Source organism: Streptomyces yaizuensis (assembly GCF_034961445.1).
In the GTDB taxonomy this organism is placed as follows: domain Bacteria; phylum Actinomycetota; class Actinomycetes; order Streptomycetales; family Streptomycetaceae; genus Streptomyces; species Streptomyces yaizuensis.
The window spans coordinates 318010-338228 of sequence record NZ_BSBI01000008.1; the positions used below are offsets into that span (position 1 = coordinate 318010).

The window sequence follows — 20219 nt, forward strand, 5'->3', positions numbered from 1 at the left end:
TTTGTGCTGGTGGGGCTAACAGGATTTGAACCTGTGGCCTCATCCTTATCAGGGATGCGCTCTAACCAACTGAGCTATAGCCCCGCCGCGCTGCGCGCTGACCTCTGAAGATTAGCGCACGTGGCGGGCTGTGCCCAAATCCGTCCCCCGGGGGCCGGGGAATGACCCCCGGAGACCGGACGGCCCGGACGGCCCGGACCGCGGGGGACCAACCGCGGGGGACCTACTCGTCCTCCGCCAGGGTCAGCTCCACGCCGCCGACGAATCCGGCGGACAGGTTGTAGATGAAGGCCCCGAGCGTCGCCAGCGCCGTGGCGAGGACCACATCGATCACCGCGACCACGGAGGTGAAGATCAGCACCCGCGGCAGCGACAGGAAGGACTGGAGGTCAAAACCGTTGCTCTCGTTCGAGCCGGTCGCCTCGCTGATGGTGCCGCCGACCGTGGAGAAGACGCCCATCGCGTCCATGACCATCCACAGCACCGCCGCCGCGACCACCGTGCAGATGCCCAGCGCGATGGAGAGCAGGAAGCTGACCTTCATCACCGACCACGGGTCGGCCTTCGCCACCCGCAGCCGCGCCTTGCGGGTGCGCGGGGTGGTCCGGGCGCCGGTGCGCGGGAAGCGCATGCCCGACTCGTCGTCGTCCTGCGACGCGAGCGCGGGCGCCGGGGCCGGCGCCTGGTACGCCTGCGGCGGGCGGTAGGGCTGCTGCCCGGCGGGCTTGCGCGGCGGCTCGCCACCGGTCTTTCCGAACGGGGGCTTGGGCCCCCGGGTCTCCGTCACCGTCGCCCCCTGGGATTCCGCGGCGGAGCCACGGGCACCGTTCTTTCCAGCGGCTCCAGCCGCACCAGCGGCCGAACCGGCGCCCGTGGCTCCACTCACGCTTCTACTCCTCGTGCTCCCCGGCCGAGGGCTCGGTGCCCTCGGCTGCCGACGCGGCCGTGCCGCCGTCGGCTCCATCAGTCACTGCGGCCTCGTCGGTCCCATCGACCTCTTCGGCCTCTCGTCCAGCCTCGGCGTTCCGCGCGATACCGACAACGGCGTCCCGCTTGCCCAGGTTGATCAGTTGGACGCCCATGGTGTCACGGCCCGTCTCCCTGACTTCATTGACTCGCGTACGGATCACACCGCCGCCGAGGGTGATGGCGAGAATCTCATCGGTCTCCTCCACCACCAGCGCGCCCACGAGCGATCCACGGTCCTCAACGATCTTGGCGGCCTTGATACCGAGGCCTCCACGTCCTTGGACGCGATATTCGTCCACCGCGGTTCGCTTCGCGTACCCACCATCTGTGGCGGTGAACACGAACGTACCCGGGCGCACCACATTCATCGAGAGGAGTTCGTCCCCTTCGCGGAAACTCATCCCCTTCACACCCGAGGTGGCGCGGCCCATCGGACGCAGTGCGTCGTCCGTCGCGGTGAACCTGATGGACTGGGCCTTCCTGCTGATGAGCAGCAGGTCGTCCGCGGCGGAGACCAGCTCCGCGCCGATCAGCTCGTCGTCGGCGCCGCTGTCGGTCTCCCGCAGATTGATCGCGATCACACCACCGGAGCGCGGCGAGTCGTAGTCCTTCAGCGGGGTCTTCTTGACCAGGCCGGCCTTGGTGGCGAGCACCAGGTACGGCGCGACGTCGTAGTCCCGTACGGCGAGGATCTGCGCGATCCGCTCGTCCGGCTGGAACGCGAGCAGATTGGCCACATGCTGACCCCGCGCGTCCCGGCCCGCGTCCGGCAGCTCGTACGCCTTGGCCCGGTACACCCGGCCCTTGTTGGTGAAGAAGAGCAGCCAGTGATGGGTGGTGGAGACGAAGAAGTGGTCGACGATGTCGTCTTCCTTCAGCTTCGTGCCCCGCACGCCCTTGCCGCCGCGCTTCTGCGAGCGGTAGTCGTCCGTCCGGGTGCGCTTCACATAGCCGCCCCGGCTGATGGTGACGACGATGTCCTCCTCGGCGATCAGGTCCTCGATGGACATGTCACCGTCGAAGGGCACCAGCTGGCTGCGGCGGTCGTCGCCGAACTTGTCGACGATCACGGCCAGCTCGTCGCTGACGATCCGGCGCTGCTTCTCGGGGGAGGCCAGGATCGCGTTGTACTCGTTGATCTTCGCCTGGAGCTCGTCGTGCTCCTGGACGATCTTCTGGCGCTCCAGCGCCGCCAGCCGGCGGAGCTGCATCTCCAGGATCGCGTTGGCCTGGATCTCGTCGATGGTCAGCAGGTCCATCAGGCCGGTGCGCGCGATGTCGACGGTGTCGCTGCGCCGGATGAGCGCGATGACCTCGTCGATGGCGTCCAGCGCCTTGAGCAGACCGCGCAGGATGTGGGCCCGCTCCTCCGCCTTGCGCAGACGGAAGCGCGTACGGCGGACGACGACCTCGATCTGGTGCGTCACCCAGTGGCGGATGAACGCGTCCAGCGACAGGGTGCGCGGCACGCCGTCGACCAGCGCCAGCATGTTCGCGCCGAAGTTGGTCTGGAGGTCGGTGTGCTTGTAGAGGTTGTTCAGCACGACCTTGGCGACCGCGTCCCGCTTGAGGACGATGACGAGCCGCTGCCCGGTGCGGGAGGAGGTCTCGTCGCGGACGTCGGCGATGCCGCCGATCCTGCCGTCCTTCACCAGGTCGGCGATCTTCTGCGCGAGGTTGTCCGGGTTCACCTGGTACGGAAGCTCCGTGACCACCAGGCACTGCCGGTTCTGGATCTCCTCGACCTCGACGACCGCGCGCATGGTGATGGAGCCGCGACCGGTGCGGTACGCCTCCTCGATGCCCTTGCGGCCGACGACCAGGGCGCCGGTCGGGAAGTCCGGGCCCTTGATCCGCTCGATGAGCGCGTCCAGCAGCTCCTCGTGGCTGGCGGTGGGGTGCTCCAGCGCCCACTGCGCACCGGCCGCGACCTCGCGCAGATTGTGCGGCGGGATGTTGGTCGCCATGCCGACCGCGATGCCGGCGGACCCGTTGACCAGCAGGTTCGGGATCCGGGCCGGGAGGACGGTCGGCTCCTGGTTGCGGCCGTCGTAGTTGTCCTGGAAGTCGACGGTCTCCTCGTCGATGTCCCGCAGCATCTCCATGGAGAGCGGCGCCATCTTGCACTCGGTGTAGCGCATGGCGGCGGCGGGGTCGTTGCCCGGGGAGCCGAAGTTTCCGTTGGAGTCGACCAGCGGCAGCCGCATGGACCACGGCTGGGCCAGGCGGACCAGCGCGTCGTAGATCGAGGTGTCGCCGTGCGGGTGGTACGTGCCCATGACGTCGCCGACGACGCGGGCGCACTTGTAGAAGCCCTTCTCGGGCCGGTAGCCGCCGTCGTACATCGCGTAGAGCACCCGGCGGTGGACGGGCTTGAGGCCGTCCCGTACGTCGGGGAGCGCACGCGAGACGATGACGGACATCGCGTAGTCGAGGTACGACCGCTGCATCTCGGTTTCGAGCCCGACGGGCTCGATCCGCTGCGGCTGGGCTTCCTCGGTGGGGGCGGGGGTGGAGATCTCGTCGGCCATTGCCGGTCTTCAGTCCTTTCGTACGGTCAGCAGGGGCCGACTCAGATGTCGAGGAAGCGGACGTCCTTGGCGTTGCGCTGGATGAAGGAGCGCCGGGCCTCGACGTCCTCTCCCATCAGCACCGAGAACAGGTCGTCGGCCTGGGCGGCGTCGTCCAGCGTGACCTGGCCGAGCACCCGGTGCTCGACGTCCATCGTGGTGACGCGCAGCTCCTCGGCGTTCATCTCGCCCAGACCCTTGAAGCGCTGGATCGAGTCCTCGCGGATCCGCTTCCCCTGCTGCTTGCCCAGCTCGACCAGGGCGTCGCGCTCGCGGTCGGAGTAGGCGTACTCGAAGTCGTCCCGACCCCACTTGATCTTGTAGAGCGGGGGGCGGGAGAGGAAGACATGGCCGGCCTCGACCAGCGGCCGCATGAAGCGGAAGAGGAAGGTCAGCAGCAGGGTGTTGATGTGCTGACCGTCGACGTCGGCGTCCGCCATCAGGATGATCTTGTGATAGCGGAGCTTCTCGATGTCGAAGTCCTCGTGGATCCCGGTGCCGAACGCCGAGATCAGCGCCTGGACCTCGGTGTTCTGGAGGATCTTGTCGATCCGGGCCTTCTCGACGTTCAGGATCTTGCCGCGGATGGGCAGGATCGCCTGGTACATCGGGTTGCGGCCGGACTTCGCCGAGCCGCCGGCGGAGTCGCCCTCGACGATGAAGATCTCGCACTTCGTCGGGTCGTTGGACTGGCAGTCGCTGAGCTTGCCCGGCAGCGACGCCGACTCCAGCAGGCCCTTGCGGCGGGTGAGGTCGCGGGCCTTGCGGGCGGCCACCCGGGCGGTCTGCGCCTGGATCGCCTTGCGGACGATGTCCGCCGCCTCGTTGGGGTTGCGGTCGAACCAGTCCGTCAGGTTCTCGTGGACCACCTTCTGGACAAAGGTCTTCGCCTCGGTGTTGCCCAGCTTGGTCTTGGTCTGGCCCTCGAACTGCGGCTCGCCCAGCTTGACCGAGATGATCGCGGTCAGGCCCTCGCGGATGTCCTCGCCGGAGAGGTTGTCGTCCTTCTCCCGGAGCAGCTTCTTGTCACGGGCGTAACGATTGACCAGACCGGTGAGCGCGGCCCGGAAGCCCTCTTCGTGGGTACCGCCCTCGTGGGTGTGGATCGTGTTCGCGAAGGAGTAGACGCCCTCCGTGTACTGGGTGTTCCACTGCATCGCGATCTCGACCGAGAGCAGCCGCTCGCGGTCCTCGGACTCGACGTCGATCACGGTGGGGTGGACCAGCTCGCCCTTGCGCGAGTTCAGGTACTTCACGAAGTCGACGATGCCGCCCTCGTAGTGGTACTTGACCGTGCGGACCTGCTCCTGCTCGGCCTCCTCGGCGCTGTCGGCGCCCACCGTGGCCTTGGCCGACTCGCGCTCGTCGGTCAGCGTCAGGGTGAGGCCCTTGTTGAGGAAGGCCATCTCCTGGAAGCGGCGCGAGAGCGTCTCGAAGGAGTACTCGGTGGTCTCGAAGATGTCGCCGTCGGCCCAGAAGGTGACCGTGGTGCCGGTCTCGTCCGTCTCCTCGTTCCGCGCGAGCGGGGCGGTGGGGACGCCCAGCTTGTAGTCCTGGGTCCAGCGGTAGCCGTCCGTCTTGACCTCGACGGCGACCTTGGAGGAGAGCGCGTTGACGACGGAGACGCCGACGCCGTGCAGACCGCCGGAGACCGCGTAGCCACCGCCGCCGAACTTGCCGCCCGCGTGCAGGACGGTGAGCACGACCTCGACGGCGGGCTTGTTCTCCGAGGGGACGATGCCCACGGGGATGCCGCGGCCGTTGTCGACGACGCGGACGCCGCCGTCGGCCAGGATCGTCACGTGGATGGTGTCCGCGTGGCCGGCCATGGCCTCGTCGACGGAGTTGTCGACGACTTCCTGGACCAGGTGATGAAGCCCACGCTCACCGGTCGAGCCGATGTACATGCCGGGGCGCTTGCGGACCGCGTCCAGCCCTTCGAGGACGGTGATCGCGCTGGCGTCGTACGAGGCGGTTACCTCGCCCGACGAGCCGGCGGGGGTGGACGGGAGGTTCTCGTTGGGGTTGCCGGAATCGGCCACGAAGCGCCCTTTCTGGCACAGCACAGGCCGTTCTCCGAGCATGCTGGAGCGGCTGCGTCGTTCGACATTTCCGCAAGGTGGCGGGATTGTCCACCAGTCTACCGGTACCACTGACACGAATGGGGGTTTGCCGGTAGCTGAGTCCGCATGTGCCGCCCTCAACCCGGTCGGTCCGACTCCCCATATTCGGGCAGGGGCTCCAGGAGGCTCACACGGGCGTTGAGCGCTTTGGCCTGTCAATGGGCGAAACCGGTGACGGACCCCTCATCGGAGGGAGCCTCCGCAGCCGCCCCCACCGTGCGACGCAGGGCCGGAATCGATCATTCCGACGGGGTGGCGTCCAGGTGAAAAGGCGGTGAACGCCAATAAATCGGGCGCAGGCTCCACCGGCTGCGAACACGGCGGGAAGCGGACTCAGCCGTAGGTGTCACCGGGGCCCGTGCTGCCGGGCGCCCGCAGCGGCCCGTACCCCTTGCGCGGCGCCCCCGGACCCAGCACCTTGATCAGCCGGACCGTGCCCTGGCCCAGGTCCTCGTTGAGCCGGGCCACCAGCCGGGGCGCCAGCAGCCGCAGCTCCGTCGCCCAGGCCGTGGAGTCGCACTGCACGGTCAGGACCCGCTCGTCCGGTGCCTCGTCGTAGCGCAGCGGTACGCAGTGATTGGCCAGGTTCTCGCCCACGATCTGCGGCCAGCGGCCCATCACCCCGCCGACCGCCGCCGGTGTCTCCCAGCCGCGCTCGGTGATCAGCCGATTGATCGCCGCGCCGAGGGCCAGCGGGTCGCGGCCGTCGGCACGGGCGCCGGAACGGAGTCCGCCACCCCTTCTGGCCTGGCGTTTCTCCTGCGCCGCCGCACCCCGGGCGCGGGCCTGCTCCTTGGCCGCGCGCAGCGCGACCCGGGCCAGGTCCACGCCGGATGCCACCGGGGCGGCCGGCGTCGCCAGCGGGGCGGCCGAGGCCGCGGGAACCGCCGCCGGTCCGGGCAGGGGAAGGCCCGGTGTGTTCTCGCTCATACCCGTGTCACCTCTCCGCCGGAGACGGAGTACCGCACTCCGGTCAGCACGGCGGGGACGTCGTCGTCCACCGCCGCGGTCACCAGCACCTGCTCCCCCGGAGCGACCAATTCCGCCAGTCGCTCCCGCCGCCGGGCGTCCAGCTCGGCGAAGACGTCGTCCAGGACGAGCACCGGCTCATGGCCCTCGCTCCGCAGCAGCTCGTACGAGGCCAGCCGGAGCGCCAGCGCGTACGACCAGGACTCGCCATGGCTGGCGTACCCCTTCGCGGGCAGCTCGCCCAGCTTGAGGACCAGCTCGTCGCGGTGCGGGCCGACCAGGGTCACCCCGCGCTCGATCTCCTGCTTGCGGGCCTCGCCGAGCGCGGCCAGCAGCACCTCGTACAGCTCCTCGGGACTGCACGCACCGGGCGCGCCGGGCGTCTCGGGTGCGGCCTGTGGACCGGCGGAGGAGCGGTACTCCAGGGCGAGCGGACCGCCGCCCGGCGCCAGCGACTCGTACGCCTTGTCGGCCAGCGGCAGCAGCGTCGCCACCAGGTCGAGCCGGCGGGCCAGCAGCTCCGCGCCCGTCCGGGCCAGATGCTGGTCCCAGATGTCCAGCGTGGAGAGATCGGCCCCGGACCGGGTGCCGCCGTGCCGGCGGGCCAGCGCCGCCGACTTCAGCAGGGTGTTGCGCTGCTTGAGCACGCGCTCGTAGTCGGAGCGGACCCCCGCCATCCGGGGGGAGCGCGCGGTGATCAGCTCGTCCAGGAACCGCCGGCGGTCGCCCGGGTCGCCCTTCACCAGCGCCAGATCCTCCGGCGCGAACAGCACCGTCCGGACTATCCCCAACACATCACGTGGTCTGACCTGCGACGACCGATTGATACGGGCACGGTTGGCCCGGCCCGGGTTCAGCTCGAGCTCCACCAGCTGGGAGCGCTCGCCCTGGGTGACGGCGGCCCGGATCACCGCCCGCTCGGCCCCGGCGCGGACCAGCGGCGCGTCCGAGGCGACCCGGTGGCTGGCGAGCGTGGCCAGATAGCCGACCGCCTCCACCAGATTGGTCTTGCCCTGCCCGTTCGCCCCGACGAACGAGGTCACGCCCGGATCGAGCGGGACCTCGACCCGGGCGTACGAACGGAAGTCGGCCAGCGACAGATGCGTGACATGCATGGTGAGCGCCGACCTCCCCCGGCAGCAGGGTGTACTACTTCGTCTCCACCGCGTGGCCGCCGAACTGGTTGCGCAGCGCGGCGATCATCTTCATCTGCGGGGAGTCGTCCTGACGGGAGGCGAACCGCGCGAAGAGCGAGGCGGTGATCGCGGGCAGCGGCACGGCGTTGTCGATGGCGGCCTCGACCGTCCACCGGCCCTCGCCGCTGTCCTCGGCGTAGCCGCGCAGCTTCTCCAGGTGCTCGTCCTCGTCCAGCGCGTTGACGGCCAGGTCGAGCAGCCAGGAGCGGATGACCGTGCCCTCCTGCCAGGAGCGGAAGACCTCGCGCACATCGGTGACGGAGTCGACCTTCTCCAGCAGCTCCCAGCCCTCGGCGTAGGCCTGCATCATGGCGTACTCGATGCCGTTGTGGACCATCTTGGCGAAGTGCCCGGCGCCGACCTTGCCGGCGTGGACGGCGCCGTACGGGCCGGCCGGCTTCAGGGCGTCGAAGACCGGCTGCACCTGGGCGACATGCTCGGCGGAGCCGCCGTACATCAGCGCGTAGCCGTTCTCCAGGCCCCAGACACCGCCGGAGACACCGCAGTCCACGAAGCCGATGCCCTTGATGCCCAGCTCGACGGCGTGGCGCTCGTCGTCGGTCCAGCGGGAGTTGCCGCCGTCCACGACGACGTCGCCGGGGGAGAGCAGCTCGGCCAGCTCGTCGATGGTGGACTGGGTCGCGGCGCCGGCCGGGACCATCACCCACACCACCCGGGGGCCCTCCAGGCTGTCCACAAGCTCCTGGAGGCTGTGGACATCGGCGATGTCCGGGTTGCGGTCGTAGCCGATGACGGTGTGGCCCGCGCGGCGGATGCGCTCGCGCATGTTGCCGCCCATTTTGCCGAGGCCGACGAGGCCGAGCTGCATCTCATGTCCTTAAGCGTCGTGGTGCGTGAACGGTTCCGAGCCTACGCCGGGACGCGTCGTGCAGCCCGACGGGCCTGCCCCCGGGGAGCAGGCCCGTCGTGAAGGCGTCGTCCGGCGGCCCGGCGGGGGCTCAGCCCGAGAGTCGTACGGGCATGATCAGGTACTTGTACGCCTCGTCCGCCTCGGCGTCCACGGCCGGCTTGCCGCTGAGCAGCGCGGGCTTGGTGGAGGTGGTGAACGAGAGCTGGGCGACCGGGGAGTCGATCGCGCTCAGGCCGTCGAGCAGGAAGGTGGGGTTGAAGGCGATCGAGATGTCGTCGCCCTCCAGCTGGGCATCGACGCGCTCCACAGCCTGTGCGTCGTCGCTGGAGCCCGCCTCCAGGATCAGCACGCCCTGCTCGAAGCTGAGCCGGACCGGGGTGTTCCGCTCGGCGACGAGGGCCACGCGCTTGACGGCCTCGACGAAGGGCGCGGTCTCGATGACCGCCACCGAGTTGAACTCGGTCGGGAAGAGCGTGCGGTACTTCGGCAGGTCGCCTTCGAGCAGCCGGGTGGTGGTGCGGCGGCCCGCGCCCTCGAAACCGATCAGGCCCTCTCCGGCGCCCGAGCCGGAGAGCGCGAGCGTGACGGTGTCACCGCTGGTCAGCGACTTGGCGGTGTCGAGCAGGGTCTTCGCGGGCACCAGGGCGACGGCGGACGCCTCCGGGTTCTCCGGCTTCCACAGGAACTCGCGGACGGCGAAGCGGTAGCGGTCGGTGGAGGCCAGGGTGACGGTGTCGCCCTCGATCTCGATCCGGACGCCGGTGAGGACGGGCAGCGTGTCGTCGCGGCCGGCGGCGATGGCGACCTGGGCGGCGGCGGAGGCGAAGACCTCACCCGGGACGGTGCCGGTGGCGGTCGGCATCTGCGGCAGCGAGGGGTACTCCTCCACCGGGAGGGTGTGGAGCGTGAAGCGGGAGGAGCCGCAGACCACGGTCGCCCGTACACCGTCTGTGGAAATCTCCACCGGGCGGTTGGGGAGGGCGCGGCAGATGTCGGCGAGCAGCCGGCCGGAGACGAGGACGGTGCCGTCCTCGTCGACCTCGGCCTCGACGGAGACACGGGCGGAGACCTCGTAGTCGAAGCTGGAGAAGCTCAGAGCGCCCTCCTCCGCCTTCAGCAGCAGGCCCGCGAGCACGGGCGCCGGCGGACGGGCCGGGAGGCTCCGGGCCACCCAGGCCACCGCCTCCGCGAGTACATCGCGCTCAACCCGGATCTTCACCGGAACCGCCTCCTGCTGTTGCTGGCTCGCCTTGCTGGCCTTCTCGTCGGCTGTGTCGCCGGGGACCAGTCTGACGCACCGCACTGACAGTCGGCGCGGGTCGGGGTCAAGTCGTGACCGCGGGTGTCGCGGCCCGCGGCGCCGAGTTGTGCACAGGACCCACTTCGAAGCGGATTTCCCGGTAACTCTAAGTGGGAGTAGTAGTAGGGCCTGTGGATACGGTGGATAACCCTGTTTTCGCAGGTCAAGGCCGCTTTTTTATCCACCGGGCCTGTGGGTGGAGCCGGTGGATAACCGGGGCCGTCTGTGGACACCGAAAAGTTCTGCACAGGCGGTCCACAGGCCATGGGGAGTTCTCCCCAGCTCTGTCCCCAGCTTTACCCCGGTTCCCCACAGGCCAACCCGGCGCATCGGTGTGACCTCTTTCACTCGACACGGTGAGAGGGGCTCGATCGTTGCCGAACAGTGGACAGCGCTGTGGAGAAGCTGTGGGAAACCGCCTCCTGCCTGTGGGTAGGCGGTGGACAACGCACGGCGACCGCTGTGGACGGATGCTCTGTCCACAGGCTGTGGATGACGATTTACCACAATTCCACAGCCACCTGACCTGGTGGGATGATCTTTCCCCGGGCCCAGCTGTGGACAGCGTCTGGACAACTTTTTGGTCCCCAGCCTGTGGACAGTGGATTTCCGCCCGGCCTGTGGAGAACACGGTGACACACCTCCCTAATCGAACATCGCCCAGGCGGCGGGACACGCCGGACGCGTCCCCGGGGACCCCCGGAAACGGTCCCGAAGCCCTTCCGAAGCCCCTCCGAAGCCGCCTTCGGACCCGCTCCGGACTCCCTCCGGACCCGCTCCTGAATCCCCTCTGAGCCCCCTCCGGACCCACACGCCGGCGCCTCCCCGGGCACGAAAAAGCGCCCCGGGAAGGCTCCCGGGGCGCCCCACCGCGCCGCAGTGCGGCGGGTGTCAGCCGTTCTTGATGCGGTTGGTCAGCTCGGTGACCTGGTTGTAGATCGACCGCCGCTCCGCCATCAGCGCGCGGATCTTCCGGTCCGCGTGCATCACCGTCGTATGGTCACGGCCGCCGAACTGGGCGCCGATCTTCGGCAGCGACAGATCGGTCAGCTCGCGGCAGAGGTACATCGCGATCTGCCGCGCCGTCACCAGCACCCGGCTGCGCGAGGATCCGCACAGGTCCTCCACCGTCAGACCGAAGTAGTCGGCCGTCGCCGCCATGATCGCGCCCGCGGTGATCTCGGGGGCGGTGTCCTCGCCGCCCGGGATCAGATCCTTCAGCACGATCTCGGTCAGCCCGAGGTCCACCGGCTGCCGGTTGAGCGAGGCGAACGCCGTCACACGGATCAGCGCGCCCTCCAGCTCACGGATGTTGCGCGAGATCCGGGAGGCGATGAACTCCAGCACCTCCGGAGGCGCGTTCAGCTGCTCCTGGACCGCCTTCTTGCGCAGGATCGCGATCCGGGTCTCCAGCTCCGGCGGCTGCACATCGGTGGTCAGCCCCCACTCGAAGCGGTTGCGGAGCCGGTCCTCCAGCGTCATCAGCTGCTTCGGCGGCCGGTCCGAGGAGAGCACGATCTGCTTGTTGGCGTTGTGGAGGGTGTTGAAGGTGTGGAAGAACTCCTCCTGCGTCGACTCCTTGCTCGCCAGGAACTGGATGTCGTCGACGAGCAGGATGTCCACATCGCGGTACCGCTTGCGGAAGGCGTCGCCCTTGCCGTCCCGGATCGAGTTGATGAACTCGTTGGTGAACTCCTCCGAGCTGACGTACCGCACCCGCGTCCCCGGGTAGAGGCTGCGCGCGTAGTGCCCGATGGCATGGAGCAGATGGGTCTTGCCGAGGCCGGACTCGCCGTAGATGAACAGCGGGTTGTACGCCTTCGCCGGGGCCTCCGCGACCGCGACGGCCGCCGCGTGCGCGAACCGGTTGGACGCGCCGATCACAAAGGTGTCGAAGAGGTACTTCGGGTTGAGCCGGGCGTGCGGCTCACCGGGGCCGCCCGCGGCCGGCGCGGAGGAGGAACCGAGCGGTCCGGAGCCGCCGCCGGTCCCGCCCCGGGACGGCCCGCCGGAGTCGGGCAACTCCCGGCGGTCCGGCCGGGACTCGTACCCCGGGCGCTCCGGCTGCTGCGGGGAGCGGTAGTCGTGCGTCGAGCGGTCGGGCCGTGCCGTCGCGTACGGATCGCGGCTGTGGAACGTGTCCCGGTCCTGGTAGGAGTCCCGCTCGGGGAAGCCGCCGAGCCGGGGCTGCTGCCAGGACAGGTCCTCCTGCGTCCGCGGCCACGCGCCGGGCTCCGGCCGCTGCTGGTACTCGGGGTAGACGGGCCGGATCTCCGGAAGCCCGTCGTCGGGCCCCCGGTGGCCGTACCCGCCGTACGGGTCCTCGCGGGGGTAGCCCTGGGGCTCGTCGTGCTGGGGGCCCGGATAGCCGGACGGCTGCTGCGGGGCGCCCTCCTGCTGATCCGGAGCGTCACCGGCGGAGTCGTCCACGGTGATCGCGATCCGGATCGGACCGCCGCACTCCCGGCTCAGCGTCTCGCTGATCAGCGGCGCGAGCCGGCCTTCGAGGACCCGCTTGCCCCACTCGTTGGGTACGGAGAGCAGCGCCGTGCCCGCGACCAGCGCGAGCGGACGGCAGCGCTCGATCCACTGCTTGTCCTTGGGCTCGATCCCCTGCCGGCCCTCGGCGAGGAGGTGCTCCAGTACGCGCGGCCACACTGCGGCAAGATCGGCAGGTACGTCAGCCACGGGGCACGCTCTCTCGAAGGTCCCACGAAGGTGTGGTTCTCGGGACGGGGATGGGCGGGAGTGAGACAGGAAGGACAGAAGGGAAAAGTTCCTGGGTCGAGCCACGGTAGTCAGGCCGACCCGCGCGGTTCAAGTTGTTGTCCACAGCCTGTGCACAGTGGCCCCCGCCGTCGCCCTGGTTTGACCGGATGGCGTAGCCGCGCGTACCGTAACCAGGTCGAGTTGTCGATGGCTGCTGCCGCCTGCCTCCGATGGGCAAAGATCACGCTCTGTGATTATGAAGCGGTGCACCCCAGCGTGAACGCGAGCTTCTCGTGGGCGCACGGTGACAGCCAGGCGATGTCCCGCCATCTACGAGTCATTTCTGGAGCCCCCGAGTGAGCAAGCGCACCTTCCAGCCGAACAACCGTCGTCGGGCCAAGACCCACGGTTTCCGTCTGCGTATGCGTACCCGCGCCGGCCGCGCGATCCTCGCGTCTCGCCGCGAAAAGGGTCGCGCCCGCCTGTCCGCCTGATCGCGAACAGGTCATGACGTGCTGCCTACCGAGAATCGGCTGAGGCGGCGCGAGGACTTCGCGGCCGCGGTACGACGAGGCAGGCGGGCTGGCCGCCCGCTCCTGGTCGTCCACCTACGAAGCGGTTCACCGGACCCGCACGCGCCTGGGGAGAGCGCTCCCCCGACGTGTGCGGGTTTCGTCGTGAGCAAGGCAGTGGGCGGAGCGGTCGTCCGCAACCAGGTCAAGCGCAGGCTGAGGCATCTCATACGTGACCGGCTCGCCGAGCTGCCCCCCGGTAGCCTGGTGGTCGTACGGGCGCTGCCCGGTGCGGGTGACGCCGATCATGAACAGCTGGCCCGAGACCTGGATGCCGCCTTCCAGCGGCTGCTGGGAGGGGGCGTGCGATGAAGTACCCGCTGCTGGCTCTGATCAAGCTGTACCAGTGGACGATCAGTCCCCTGCTGGGGCCCGTCTGCAGGTACTACCCGTCGTGTTCCCACTACGGATACACGGCCATCGACCGGCACGGCGCGATCAAGGGCACGGCGCTCACCGGCTGGCGGATCCTGCGGTGCAATCCGTGGTCGCCCGGCGGTGTGGACCATGTGCCCCCCCGCAAGCGCCCGCGCTGGCACCAACTGCTGCGTGATGCCCTCCGGGGTGACAAGGGCGGGACCTCCGCCGCCGACACGCCTCACCGGGAGTCGGCCGACCGGCTCCCGAGTCCGGCCGCAGAGACCTCGCCCAATGCTCAAGGAGCCTGATTAGTGGACACGATTGCCAGTCTCTTCAGCTTTATCACCACACCGGTTTCGTGGATCATTGTCCAGTTCCACAAGCTCTACGGGGCCATGTTCGGCCCCGACACGGGCTGGGCCTGGGGACTGTCGATCGTTTCCCTCGTGGTTCTCATCCGTATCTGTCTGATCCCGCTCTTCGTGAAGCAGATCAAGTCGATGCGGAACATGCAGGCGCTCCAGCCGAAGATGAAGGCGATCCAGGAGCGCTACAAGAACGACCGGCAGCGTCAGTCCGAAGAGATGATGAAGCTGTACAAGGAGACGGGTACCAACCCGCTCTCCTCGTGCCTGCCGATTCTGGCCCAGTCGCCGTTCTTCTTCGCCCTGTACTACGTCCTCTCCAACATCGCCTCCGGCAAGACCGTCGGCGTGATCAACGAGTCGCTGCTCGAAAGCGCTCGTCAGGCCCATATCTTCGGCGCCCCGCTGGCCGCCAAGTTCATGGACAGCCCGGAGAAGGTCGCCTCGCTGGACGCCTCGCTGGGCTCGGTCCGCATCGTCACCGCGATCATGATCATCATGATGTCGGCGTCGCAGTTCTACACGCAGCGCCAGCTGATGCAGAAGAACGTCGACCTCTCCGTGAAGACCCCGTACATGCAGCAGCAGAAGATGCTGATGTACATCTTCCCGATCATCTTCGCCGTGATGGGCATCAACTTCCCCGTCGGCGTTCTCGTCTACTGGCTGACCACCAACGTGTGGACCATGGGCCAGCAGATGTACGTGATCAACCAGAACCCGACCCCGGGCAGCAAGGCGCAGGACGAGTTCCTGACCCGTCTGCTGAAGGCCGTCTCCCACAAGGGCGAGGTGCGCTCGCGGCGCAAGCGCAAGGTGGTCCAGGGCATCGTCGCCAAGGGTCCGAACCGCAATGACAACGAGCGCAAGTTCATCGGCGCTCTGTCCAAGGCCGGCTACGCCGCCCAGGCCGACGGCTCGGTGATCCGCAGCGAGGAGACCGCCGACGAGGCCGCCACCGGTGGGTCCGCCGCCCGCCGCCAGCAGCCCAAGCGGCAGAGCAAGTCCCAGCGTGCCCACACCGGCACCAAGGCCGGCGACGACTCCGACAAGCTCTCGCTGGAGAAGAGCGAGGAGCAGGACACCCAGCCGAAGACTCCCGGCAAGCCCGCCCGCCGTCAGCAGCCCAAGGCAGGACAGCGCAAGGGCCAGCAGCGACCCAAGCACCCGTCGTCCAAGAAGTAAGAAGGAGTCCATCCGTGACGGAAGGCACCATCCCCGCCGCCGCCGAGGAAGGCGACACCCTCACCCGCCTTGAGCAGGAGGGGGAGATCGCAGCCGACTACCTCGAAGGTCTGCTCGACATCGCCGATCTCGACGGCGACATCGACATGGACGTCGAGGCCGACCGGGCCGCTGTATCGATCGTCAGTGACACCGCCAGCCGTGATCTCCAGAAGCTGGTCGGCCGTGACGGGGAGGTCCTGGAGGCTCTCCAGGAGCTGACCCGGCTCGCCGTGCACCGGGAGACCGGTGACCGCAGCCGTCTGATGCTGGACATCGCGGGCTTCCGGGCCAGGAAGCGGACCGAGCTGGCCCAGCTCGGCGCGCAGGCGGCCGACGAGGTGAAGAGCAGCGGCGAGCCGGTGAAGCTGAACCCCATGACGCCCTTCGAGCGGAAGGTCGTCCACGACGCGGTCGCCGCCGCGGGTCTGCGCAGCGAGTCCGAGGGCGAGGAGCCGCAGCGCTTCGTCGTCGTCCTCCCCGCCTGATCCATCAGCGTTTCCTCGGCCCCGTCTGTTGAGCAGGCGGGGCCGATCTTTGTCAGCCTGAGTTCACCATTGCGACAGTGCGGTATGGAAGGACGGTCCCCGTGACAGAGGCAGCACAGGAGCTTCCCCCGGCGCCCGACGTTGCGCGGAAGGTCTTCGGAGAGTACTTCCCGGAGGCTGTGCGCTACGCGGAGCTGCTCGCCGACGCCGGGGTGAAGCGCGGTCTCATCGGCCCACGGGAGGTGCCCCGGCTCTGGGAGCGCCATCTGCTGAACTGCGCCGTGCTCTCCGAAGTGGTCCCGGAGGGTGTCACGGTCTGTGACGTGGGCTCGGGCGCCGGCCTGCCGGGCATCCCCCTGGCGCTGGTGCGACCCGACCTCAAGATCACGCTGCTGGAGCCGCTGCTGCGCCGGACGAACTTCCTCCAGGAGGTCGTCGAGCTGCTGGGACTCGACCATGTGACCGTGGTGCGCGGCCGGGCCGAGGAAGTGCTCGGGACGCTCCAGCCGGTCCATGTGGTGACGGCCCGCGCGGTGGCCCCGCTGGACCGGCTCGCGGGCTGGGGTGTTCCGCTGCTCCGTCCCTACGGGGAGATGCTGGCGCTCAAGGGCGACACGGCCGAGGAGGAGCTGAAGGGTGCGCGGGCGGCGCTGAGCAAGCTCGGTGTGGTGGAGACCTCGGTGCTCCAGGTCGGCGAAGGGCTGGTCGACCCGCTCTCCACGGTGGTCCGGGTCGAGGTCGGGGAGAGCCCCGGCGGGGTGCGCTTCGCGACCAAACGCGCCAGGGCCGCCCGGGTCGGCCGCACCCGTCGCCGTCGCTGACGGTGGGCCGTCGACGGTGAGCCGTTGATCAAGGCTGCCTATCCGTAAGTATCAGCAGTGGGCGCTTTGCACTATTTGACCGGAGTGTCGGACCGGGCTTGCCTCGCGACCCGTGCATCGTGTTTCACGTGAAACGTCGCTCACTGCTGCACGGAATCATCAGCCGCGGGCGCGCTGCCGCCCCGATCCGGAGTCGTAAGCAGCCCCTCGGGCGGGCTACGGAGTTCTCCACAGAGCCGGATTCATCCACAGAAGCACAGGCCTCGCTGGTTCATGAACCCGAAAGCATGGCAGGCTCTGTTCATCGCGAGCCTGAAGTCGAGGAGAGTGAACCATTGCGGTCCGACGCCAACATCGCGGGACCGATGGCCGATCCGGTCCCCGGTCCCCGTACTGAGTCGCCGGGAGACGATGTTTCACGTGAAACACCGCCCCCGATGGACGACACCCCCATCGGCCGAGCCGCCCAGCTCGCCATGGAAGCGCTGGGACGTACCGGTTCGGCTCTGCCTCGCCCCGGTCAGACGCGAGTCATGGTGGTGGCCAACCAGAAGGGCGGCGTGGGCAAGACCACGACCACGGTCAATCTCGCCGCCTCGCTCGCCCTGCACGGTGCCCGTGTCCTGGTGATCGACCTGGACCCCCAGGGCAATGCCTCCACGGCCCTCGGCATCGACCACCATGCCGAAGTCCCCTCCATCTATGACGTCCTGGTGGAGAGCAAGCCGCTCTCCGACGTGGTGCAGCCGGTGCCCGACGTCGAAGGCCTCTTCTGTGCCCCCGCCACGATCGATCTCGCCGGTGCGGAGATCGAGCTGGTGTCACTGGTGGCGCGGGAGAGCCGGCTTCAGCGGGCCATCCTGGCCTATGAGCAGCCCCTCGACTACATCCTGATCGACTGTCCGCCGTCGCTCGGGCTGCTGACCGTCAATGCGATGGTGGCCGGTGCCGAGGTGCTGATCCCCATCCAGTGCGAGTACTACGCACTGGAAGGGCTGGGGCAGCTGCTGAGAAACGTGGACCTGGTGCGCGGCCATCTCAACCCCGCGCTGCATGTCTCCACCATTCTTCTGACCATGTACGACGGCCGGACCCGGCTCGCCTCCCAGGTGGCCGACGAGGTCCGCAGCCACTTCGGTGAGGAGGTGCTGCGGACGAGCATCCCCCGGTCGGTCCGTATCTCGGAGGCTCCGAGCTATGGACAGACGGTGCTGACCTACGATCCGGGGTCCAGCGGGGCCCTGTCGTATCTTGAGGCGGCACGTGAAATCGCCCTGCGGGGCGTGGGAGTTCAGTACGACCCGCAGCATGCCCATGTGGGCGCCCAGAACAGCCAGCGGAACATCTCGGAGGGGATCCAGTGAGTGAGCGACGTAGGGGATTGGGGCGTGGGCTCGGTGCCTTGATCCCTGCCGCTCCCCAGGAGAAGCAGGTGGCGCCCGGCGGGGCCGTCGGCTCGCCAGGGGTGCTTCCGGTGGCGGGGGACAACCGTGGGGTGGCCGCCGCCAAGGTGACGACCCTGGCACCGGTAGCGGCACCCGTGGTCGTGGTGCCCGCCCCGGCCACGGAGCCGGAGTACCGGGAGCCTGCCGGGGCGCACTTCGCCGAGCTTCCGCTGGACACGATCACCCCCAATCCGCGGCAGCCCCGCGAGGTGTTCGACGAGGACGCCCTGGCCGAGCTGGTCACCTCCATCAAGGAGGTCGGTCTGCTCCAGCCCGTGGTGGTACGCCAGCTCGGTCCCGAGCGCTATGAGCTGATCATGGGCGAGCGGCGCTGGCGGGCGTGCCGTGATGCCGGCCTGGAGCACATCCCCGCCATCGTCCGGCACACCGAGGACGAGAAGCTGCTTCTCGACGCGCTGCTGGAGAACCTCCACCGGGCGCAGCTGAACCCGCTGGAAGAGGCGGCCGCCTATGACCAGCTGCTCAAGGACTTCAACTGCACCCATGACCAGCTGGCCGACCGGATCGGCCGCTCCCGTCCGCAGGTCTCCAACACCCTGCGCCTGCTGCGGCTGTCCCCCTCGGTGCAGCGCCGGGTCGCCGCGGGGGTGCTGTCGGCCGGGCATGCGCGGGCTCTGCTCTCCGTCGAGGACTCCGAGGACCAGGACCGGCTGGCGCATCGCATCGTGGCCGAGGGGCTGTCGGTGCGCGCGGTCGAGGAGATCGTGACGCTGCTCAACTCCCACCCCACGAGCACGGCCAAGCCCAAGGGGCCTCGGGCCGGCACCCGTCTCTCCCCCGCGCTCTCCGATCTGGCCGCACGGCTCTCGGACCGTTTCGAGACCCGGGTGAAGGTCGACCTGGGGCAGAAGAAGGGGAAGATCGTCGTGGAGTTCGCCTCGATGGACGATCTGGAGCGGATTCTGAGCACCCTCGCCCCGGGCGAAGGCCGGGTGCTGGACCAGGGGGTCCGCCCGGACGCCGACGCGGACGACGAGGACTGATCCGAGTTCGGTCGAAGGGGCGGGTCGTGGAGAACACGGCCCGCCCCTTTGCTTGTTGGCGCTGTCCGCTCCCTGAGGGGATGGATACGATCGTGGACGGCTCGTGGCCCGGGAAGGAAGCGAGGAACAGCCTTCATGGGGCGTCGGCTCGTACCGCTCACGCTGGACAATCTCTCCGAGCTGCCCCGGCGCTGCCGGGCCTGTGTCTTCTGGGAGCTTGATCCGGTCAGCGGCAGCGCGGCCACCACGGCGGGACGGTCGGAGTCCGAGAAGGAGGCATGGATCTCGGCGGTTCTGCTGGAGTGGGGCTCCTGCGGACGGCTGGTCCGTGTCGACGATGTACCGGTGGGCTTTGTGCTCTACGCTCCTCCGGCCTATGTCCCGCGTTCCCTGGCCTTTCCGACGAGCCCGGTCTCAGCGGACGCCGTCCAGTTGATGACCGCGTGGATCAACCCCGCGTATCAGGGGCAGGGGCTGGGCCGGGTGATGGTGCAGACCGTCGCCAAGGATCTGCTGCGCCGGGGGGTCCGGGCGATCGAGGCGTTCGGGGATGCCCGCTGGAAGGAGCCGGCCTGCATACTGCCGGCGGATCATCTGCTGGCCGTGGGGTTCAAGACCGTACGGCCGCATCCCACCTCGCCACGGCTGCGGCTGGAGTTGAGGACGACGTTCTCCTGGAAGGAGGATGTCGAGATGGCTCTTGACCGACTGCTGGGGGCCGTTCAGAAGGAACCGGCACTGAGACCGCTGTGAAGCGGCGGCCGTGCCGGGCCGTGAGATGGACCGCCGATACGGGTGAGGGGCCCACCCCGGACGGGATGGGCCCCTCAATGTTTCACGTGAAACATCGATGGCCGCGAACGGCCGCCGCTGTCGATCAGCCGTTGATGAACGGGTCCAGGTCACGCAGGAGCGCGGCCTTCGGCTTGGCGCCGACGATCGTCTGGACGACCTCGCCGTTCTGGTAGACGTTCAGCGTCGGGATCGACATGACGCCGTACTTCGCGGCGATCCCGGGGTTCTCGTCGATGTTCAGCTTGACGATCTCGATCTTCTCGCCGTGCTCGGCTGCGATGGCCTCCAGCGACGGCGCGATCTGGCGGCACGGGCCGCACCACTCGGCCCAGAAGTCCACCAGGACGGGCTTGTCGTTCTTGAGGACGTCGTTCTCGAAGCTGGACTCGGTGACGGCCTTCAGTGTGCCGGCCATGGCGGCCTCCTTGACTCTGTGGG

The 20219-nt window shown here is 68.8% G+C and carries 18 protein-coding genes and 1 tRNA gene; 9 read left to right on the top strand and 10 right to left on the bottom strand.

The annotated features are described in order from the left end of the window. Positions 1 to 7: 7 nt before the first annotated feature. The 9 genes from SYYSPA8_RS20900 to dnaA all read right to left on the bottom strand — a co-directional run bounded on the left by SYYSPA8_RS20900 (position 8) and on the right by dnaA (position 12686). Positions 8 to 84: transfer RNA gene (locus tag SYYSPA8_RS20900), tRNA-Ile, on the bottom strand. 139 nt (positions 85 to 223) lie between these two features. Beyond that, a complete protein-coding gene (locus SYYSPA8_RS20905) occupies positions 224 to 886 on the bottom strand; it encodes a DUF3566 domain-containing protein (RefSeq protein ID WP_323448761.1) in 663 nt (220 codons plus the stop codon). A gap of 4 nt (positions 887 to 890) precedes the next feature. Further along, entirely contained in the window at positions 891 to 3500 is a 2610-nt protein-coding gene (gene gyrA, locus SYYSPA8_RS20910) for a DNA gyrase subunit A (RefSeq protein ID WP_323448762.1), read from the bottom strand. Positions 3501 to 3541: 41 nt separating this feature from the next. After that, positions 3542 to 5605 carry a DNA topoisomerase (ATP-hydrolyzing) subunit B gene (gene gyrB, locus SYYSPA8_RS20915; RefSeq protein ID WP_323448763.1) on the bottom strand — a complete coding sequence of 688 codons (2064 nt, stop codon included), beginning with the start codon at positions 5603 to 5605 and terminating at the stop codon, positions 3542 to 3544. Positions 5606 to 5995: 390 nt separating this feature from the next. Further along, positions 5996 to 6592 (bottom strand): DUF721 domain-containing protein, encoded by a 597-nt coding sequence (locus SYYSPA8_RS20920; protein ID WP_323448764.1) that lies wholly within the window; start codon positions 6590 to 6592, stop codon positions 5996 to 5998. After that, the gene (gene recF, locus SYYSPA8_RS20925) at positions 6589 to 7746 is read right to left on the bottom strand and encodes a DNA replication/repair protein RecF (protein ID WP_323448765.1); all 1158 of its coding nucleotides are present in this window, start codon (positions 7744 to 7746) and stop codon (positions 6589 to 6591) included. The genes SYYSPA8_RS20920 and recF overlap by 4 nt, the downstream gene beginning before the upstream one ends. 34 nt (positions 7747 to 7780) lie before the next feature. Further along, positions 7781 to 8656, bottom strand: a complete 876-nt coding sequence (gene gnd / locus SYYSPA8_RS20930) for a phosphogluconate dehydrogenase (NAD(+)-dependent, decarboxylating) (protein ID WP_323448766.1) — start codon at positions 8654 to 8656, stop codon at positions 7781 to 7783. A gap of 130 nt (positions 8657 to 8786) precedes the next feature. Beyond that, on the bottom strand, positions 8787 to 9917 hold the full coding sequence (dnaN, locus tag SYYSPA8_RS20935; protein WP_323448767.1) for a DNA polymerase III subunit beta: 1131 nt from the start codon (positions 9915 to 9917) through the stop codon (positions 8787 to 8789). A 972-nt stretch (positions 9918 to 10889) separates the two neighbouring features. Continuing rightward, positions 10890 to 12686 carry a chromosomal replication initiator protein DnaA gene (gene dnaA, locus SYYSPA8_RS20940; protein ID WP_323448768.1) on the bottom strand — a complete coding sequence of 599 codons (1797 nt, stop codon included), beginning with the start codon at positions 12684 to 12686 and terminating at the stop codon, positions 10890 to 10892. A 377-nt stretch (positions 12687 to 13063) separates the two neighbouring features. Here dnaA and rpmH point away from each other — a divergent pair, with 377 nt between their 5' ends. The 9 genes from rpmH (at position 13064) to SYYSPA8_RS20985 (ending at position 19739) form a co-directional block, all read left to right on the top strand. Further along, positions 13064 to 13201 (top strand): 50S ribosomal protein L34, encoded by a 138-nt coding sequence (gene rpmH / locus SYYSPA8_RS20945; RefSeq protein ID WP_323448769.1) that lies wholly within the window; start codon positions 13064 to 13066, stop codon positions 13199 to 13201. 18 nt (positions 13202 to 13219) lie between these two features. Beyond that, the gene (gene rnpA / locus SYYSPA8_RS20950) at positions 13220 to 13591 is read left to right on the top strand and encodes a ribonuclease P protein component (RefSeq protein WP_323448770.1); all 372 of its coding nucleotides are present in this window, start codon (positions 13220 to 13222) and stop codon (positions 13589 to 13591) included. Then, positions 13588 to 13947, top strand: a complete 360-nt coding sequence (yidD, locus tag SYYSPA8_RS20955; protein WP_323448771.1) for a membrane protein insertion efficiency factor YidD — start codon at positions 13588 to 13590, stop codon at positions 13945 to 13947. The genes rnpA and yidD overlap by 4 nt, the downstream gene beginning before the upstream one ends. A gap of 3 nt (positions 13948 to 13950) precedes the next feature. Beyond that, on the top strand, positions 13951 to 15189 hold the full coding sequence (yidC, locus tag SYYSPA8_RS20960; RefSeq protein ID WP_323448772.1) for a membrane protein insertase YidC: 1239 nt from the start codon (positions 13951 to 13953) through the stop codon (positions 15187 to 15189). A gap of 14 nt (positions 15190 to 15203) precedes the next feature. Next, a complete protein-coding gene (locus SYYSPA8_RS20965) occupies positions 15204 to 15716 on the top strand; it encodes a Jag family protein (RefSeq protein ID WP_323448773.1) in 513 nt (170 codons plus the stop codon). A 101-nt stretch (positions 15717 to 15817) separates the two neighbouring features. Further along, complete coding sequence (rsmG, locus tag SYYSPA8_RS20970; RefSeq protein ID WP_323448774.1) at positions 15818 to 16537, top strand: 16S rRNA (guanine(527)-N(7))-methyltransferase RsmG; 720 nt, start codon at positions 15818 to 15820, stop codon at positions 16535 to 16537. 287 nt (positions 16538 to 16824) lie between these two features. Beyond that, positions 16825 to 17901: a ParA family protein gene (locus SYYSPA8_RS20975; RefSeq protein WP_323448775.1), complete on the top strand. Its 1077-nt coding sequence runs from the start codon at positions 16825 to 16827 to the stop codon at positions 17899 to 17901. Further along, positions 17898 to 18986, top strand: coding sequence for a ParB/RepB/Spo0J family partition protein (locus SYYSPA8_RS20980; protein WP_323448776.1), 1089 nt, complete (start codon positions 17898 to 17900; stop codon positions 18984 to 18986). Before SYYSPA8_RS20975 ends, SYYSPA8_RS20980 begins: the two co-directional genes overlap by 4 nt. Before the next feature lie 135 nt (positions 18987 to 19121). Next, positions 19122 to 19739, top strand: coding sequence for a GNAT family N-acetyltransferase (locus SYYSPA8_RS20985; protein ID WP_323448777.1), 618 nt, complete (start codon positions 19122 to 19124; stop codon positions 19737 to 19739). A 124-nt stretch (positions 19740 to 19863) separates the two neighbouring features. Here SYYSPA8_RS20985 and trxA read toward each other — a convergent pair whose 3' ends face one another. Next, positions 19864 to 20196 (bottom strand): thioredoxin, encoded by a 333-nt coding sequence (gene trxA, locus SYYSPA8_RS20990; RefSeq protein WP_323448778.1) that lies wholly within the window; start codon positions 20194 to 20196, stop codon positions 19864 to 19866. Positions 20197 to 20219: the final 23 nt, after the last annotated feature.

Bases quoted from the DNA above. Each gene is read 5' to 3' on its own strand.
- gyrA (WP_323448762.1), bottom strand. From the start codon at position 3,500: ATGGCCGACGAGATCTCCACCCCCGCCCCCACCGAGGAAGCCCAGCCG.
- SYYSPA8_RS20920 (WP_323448764.1), bottom strand. From the start codon at position 6,592: ATGAGCGAGAACACACCGGGCCTTCCCCTGCCCGGACCGGCGGCGGTT.
- recF (WP_323448765.1), bottom strand. From the start codon at position 7,746: ATGCATGTCACGCATCTGTCGCTGGCCGACTTCCGTTCGTACGCCCGG.
- gnd (WP_323448766.1), bottom strand. From the start codon at position 8,656: ATGCAGCTCGGCCTCGTCGGCCTCGGCAAAATGGGCGGCAACATGCGC.
- yidD (WP_323448771.1), top strand. From the start codon at position 13,588: ATGAAGTACCCGCTGCTGGCTCTGATCAAGCTGTACCAGTGGACGATC.
- SYYSPA8_RS20975 (WP_323448775.1), top strand. From the start codon at position 16,825: ATGGCAGGCTCTGTTCATCGCGAGCCTGAAGTCGAGGAGAGTGAACCA.
- SYYSPA8_RS20985 (WP_323448777.1), top strand. From the start codon at position 19,122: ATGGGGCGTCGGCTCGTACCGCTCACGCTGGACAATCTCTCCGAGCTG.
- trxA (WP_323448778.1), bottom strand. From the start codon at position 20,196: ATGGCCGGCACACTGAAGGCCGTCACCGAGTCCAGCTTCGAGAACGAC.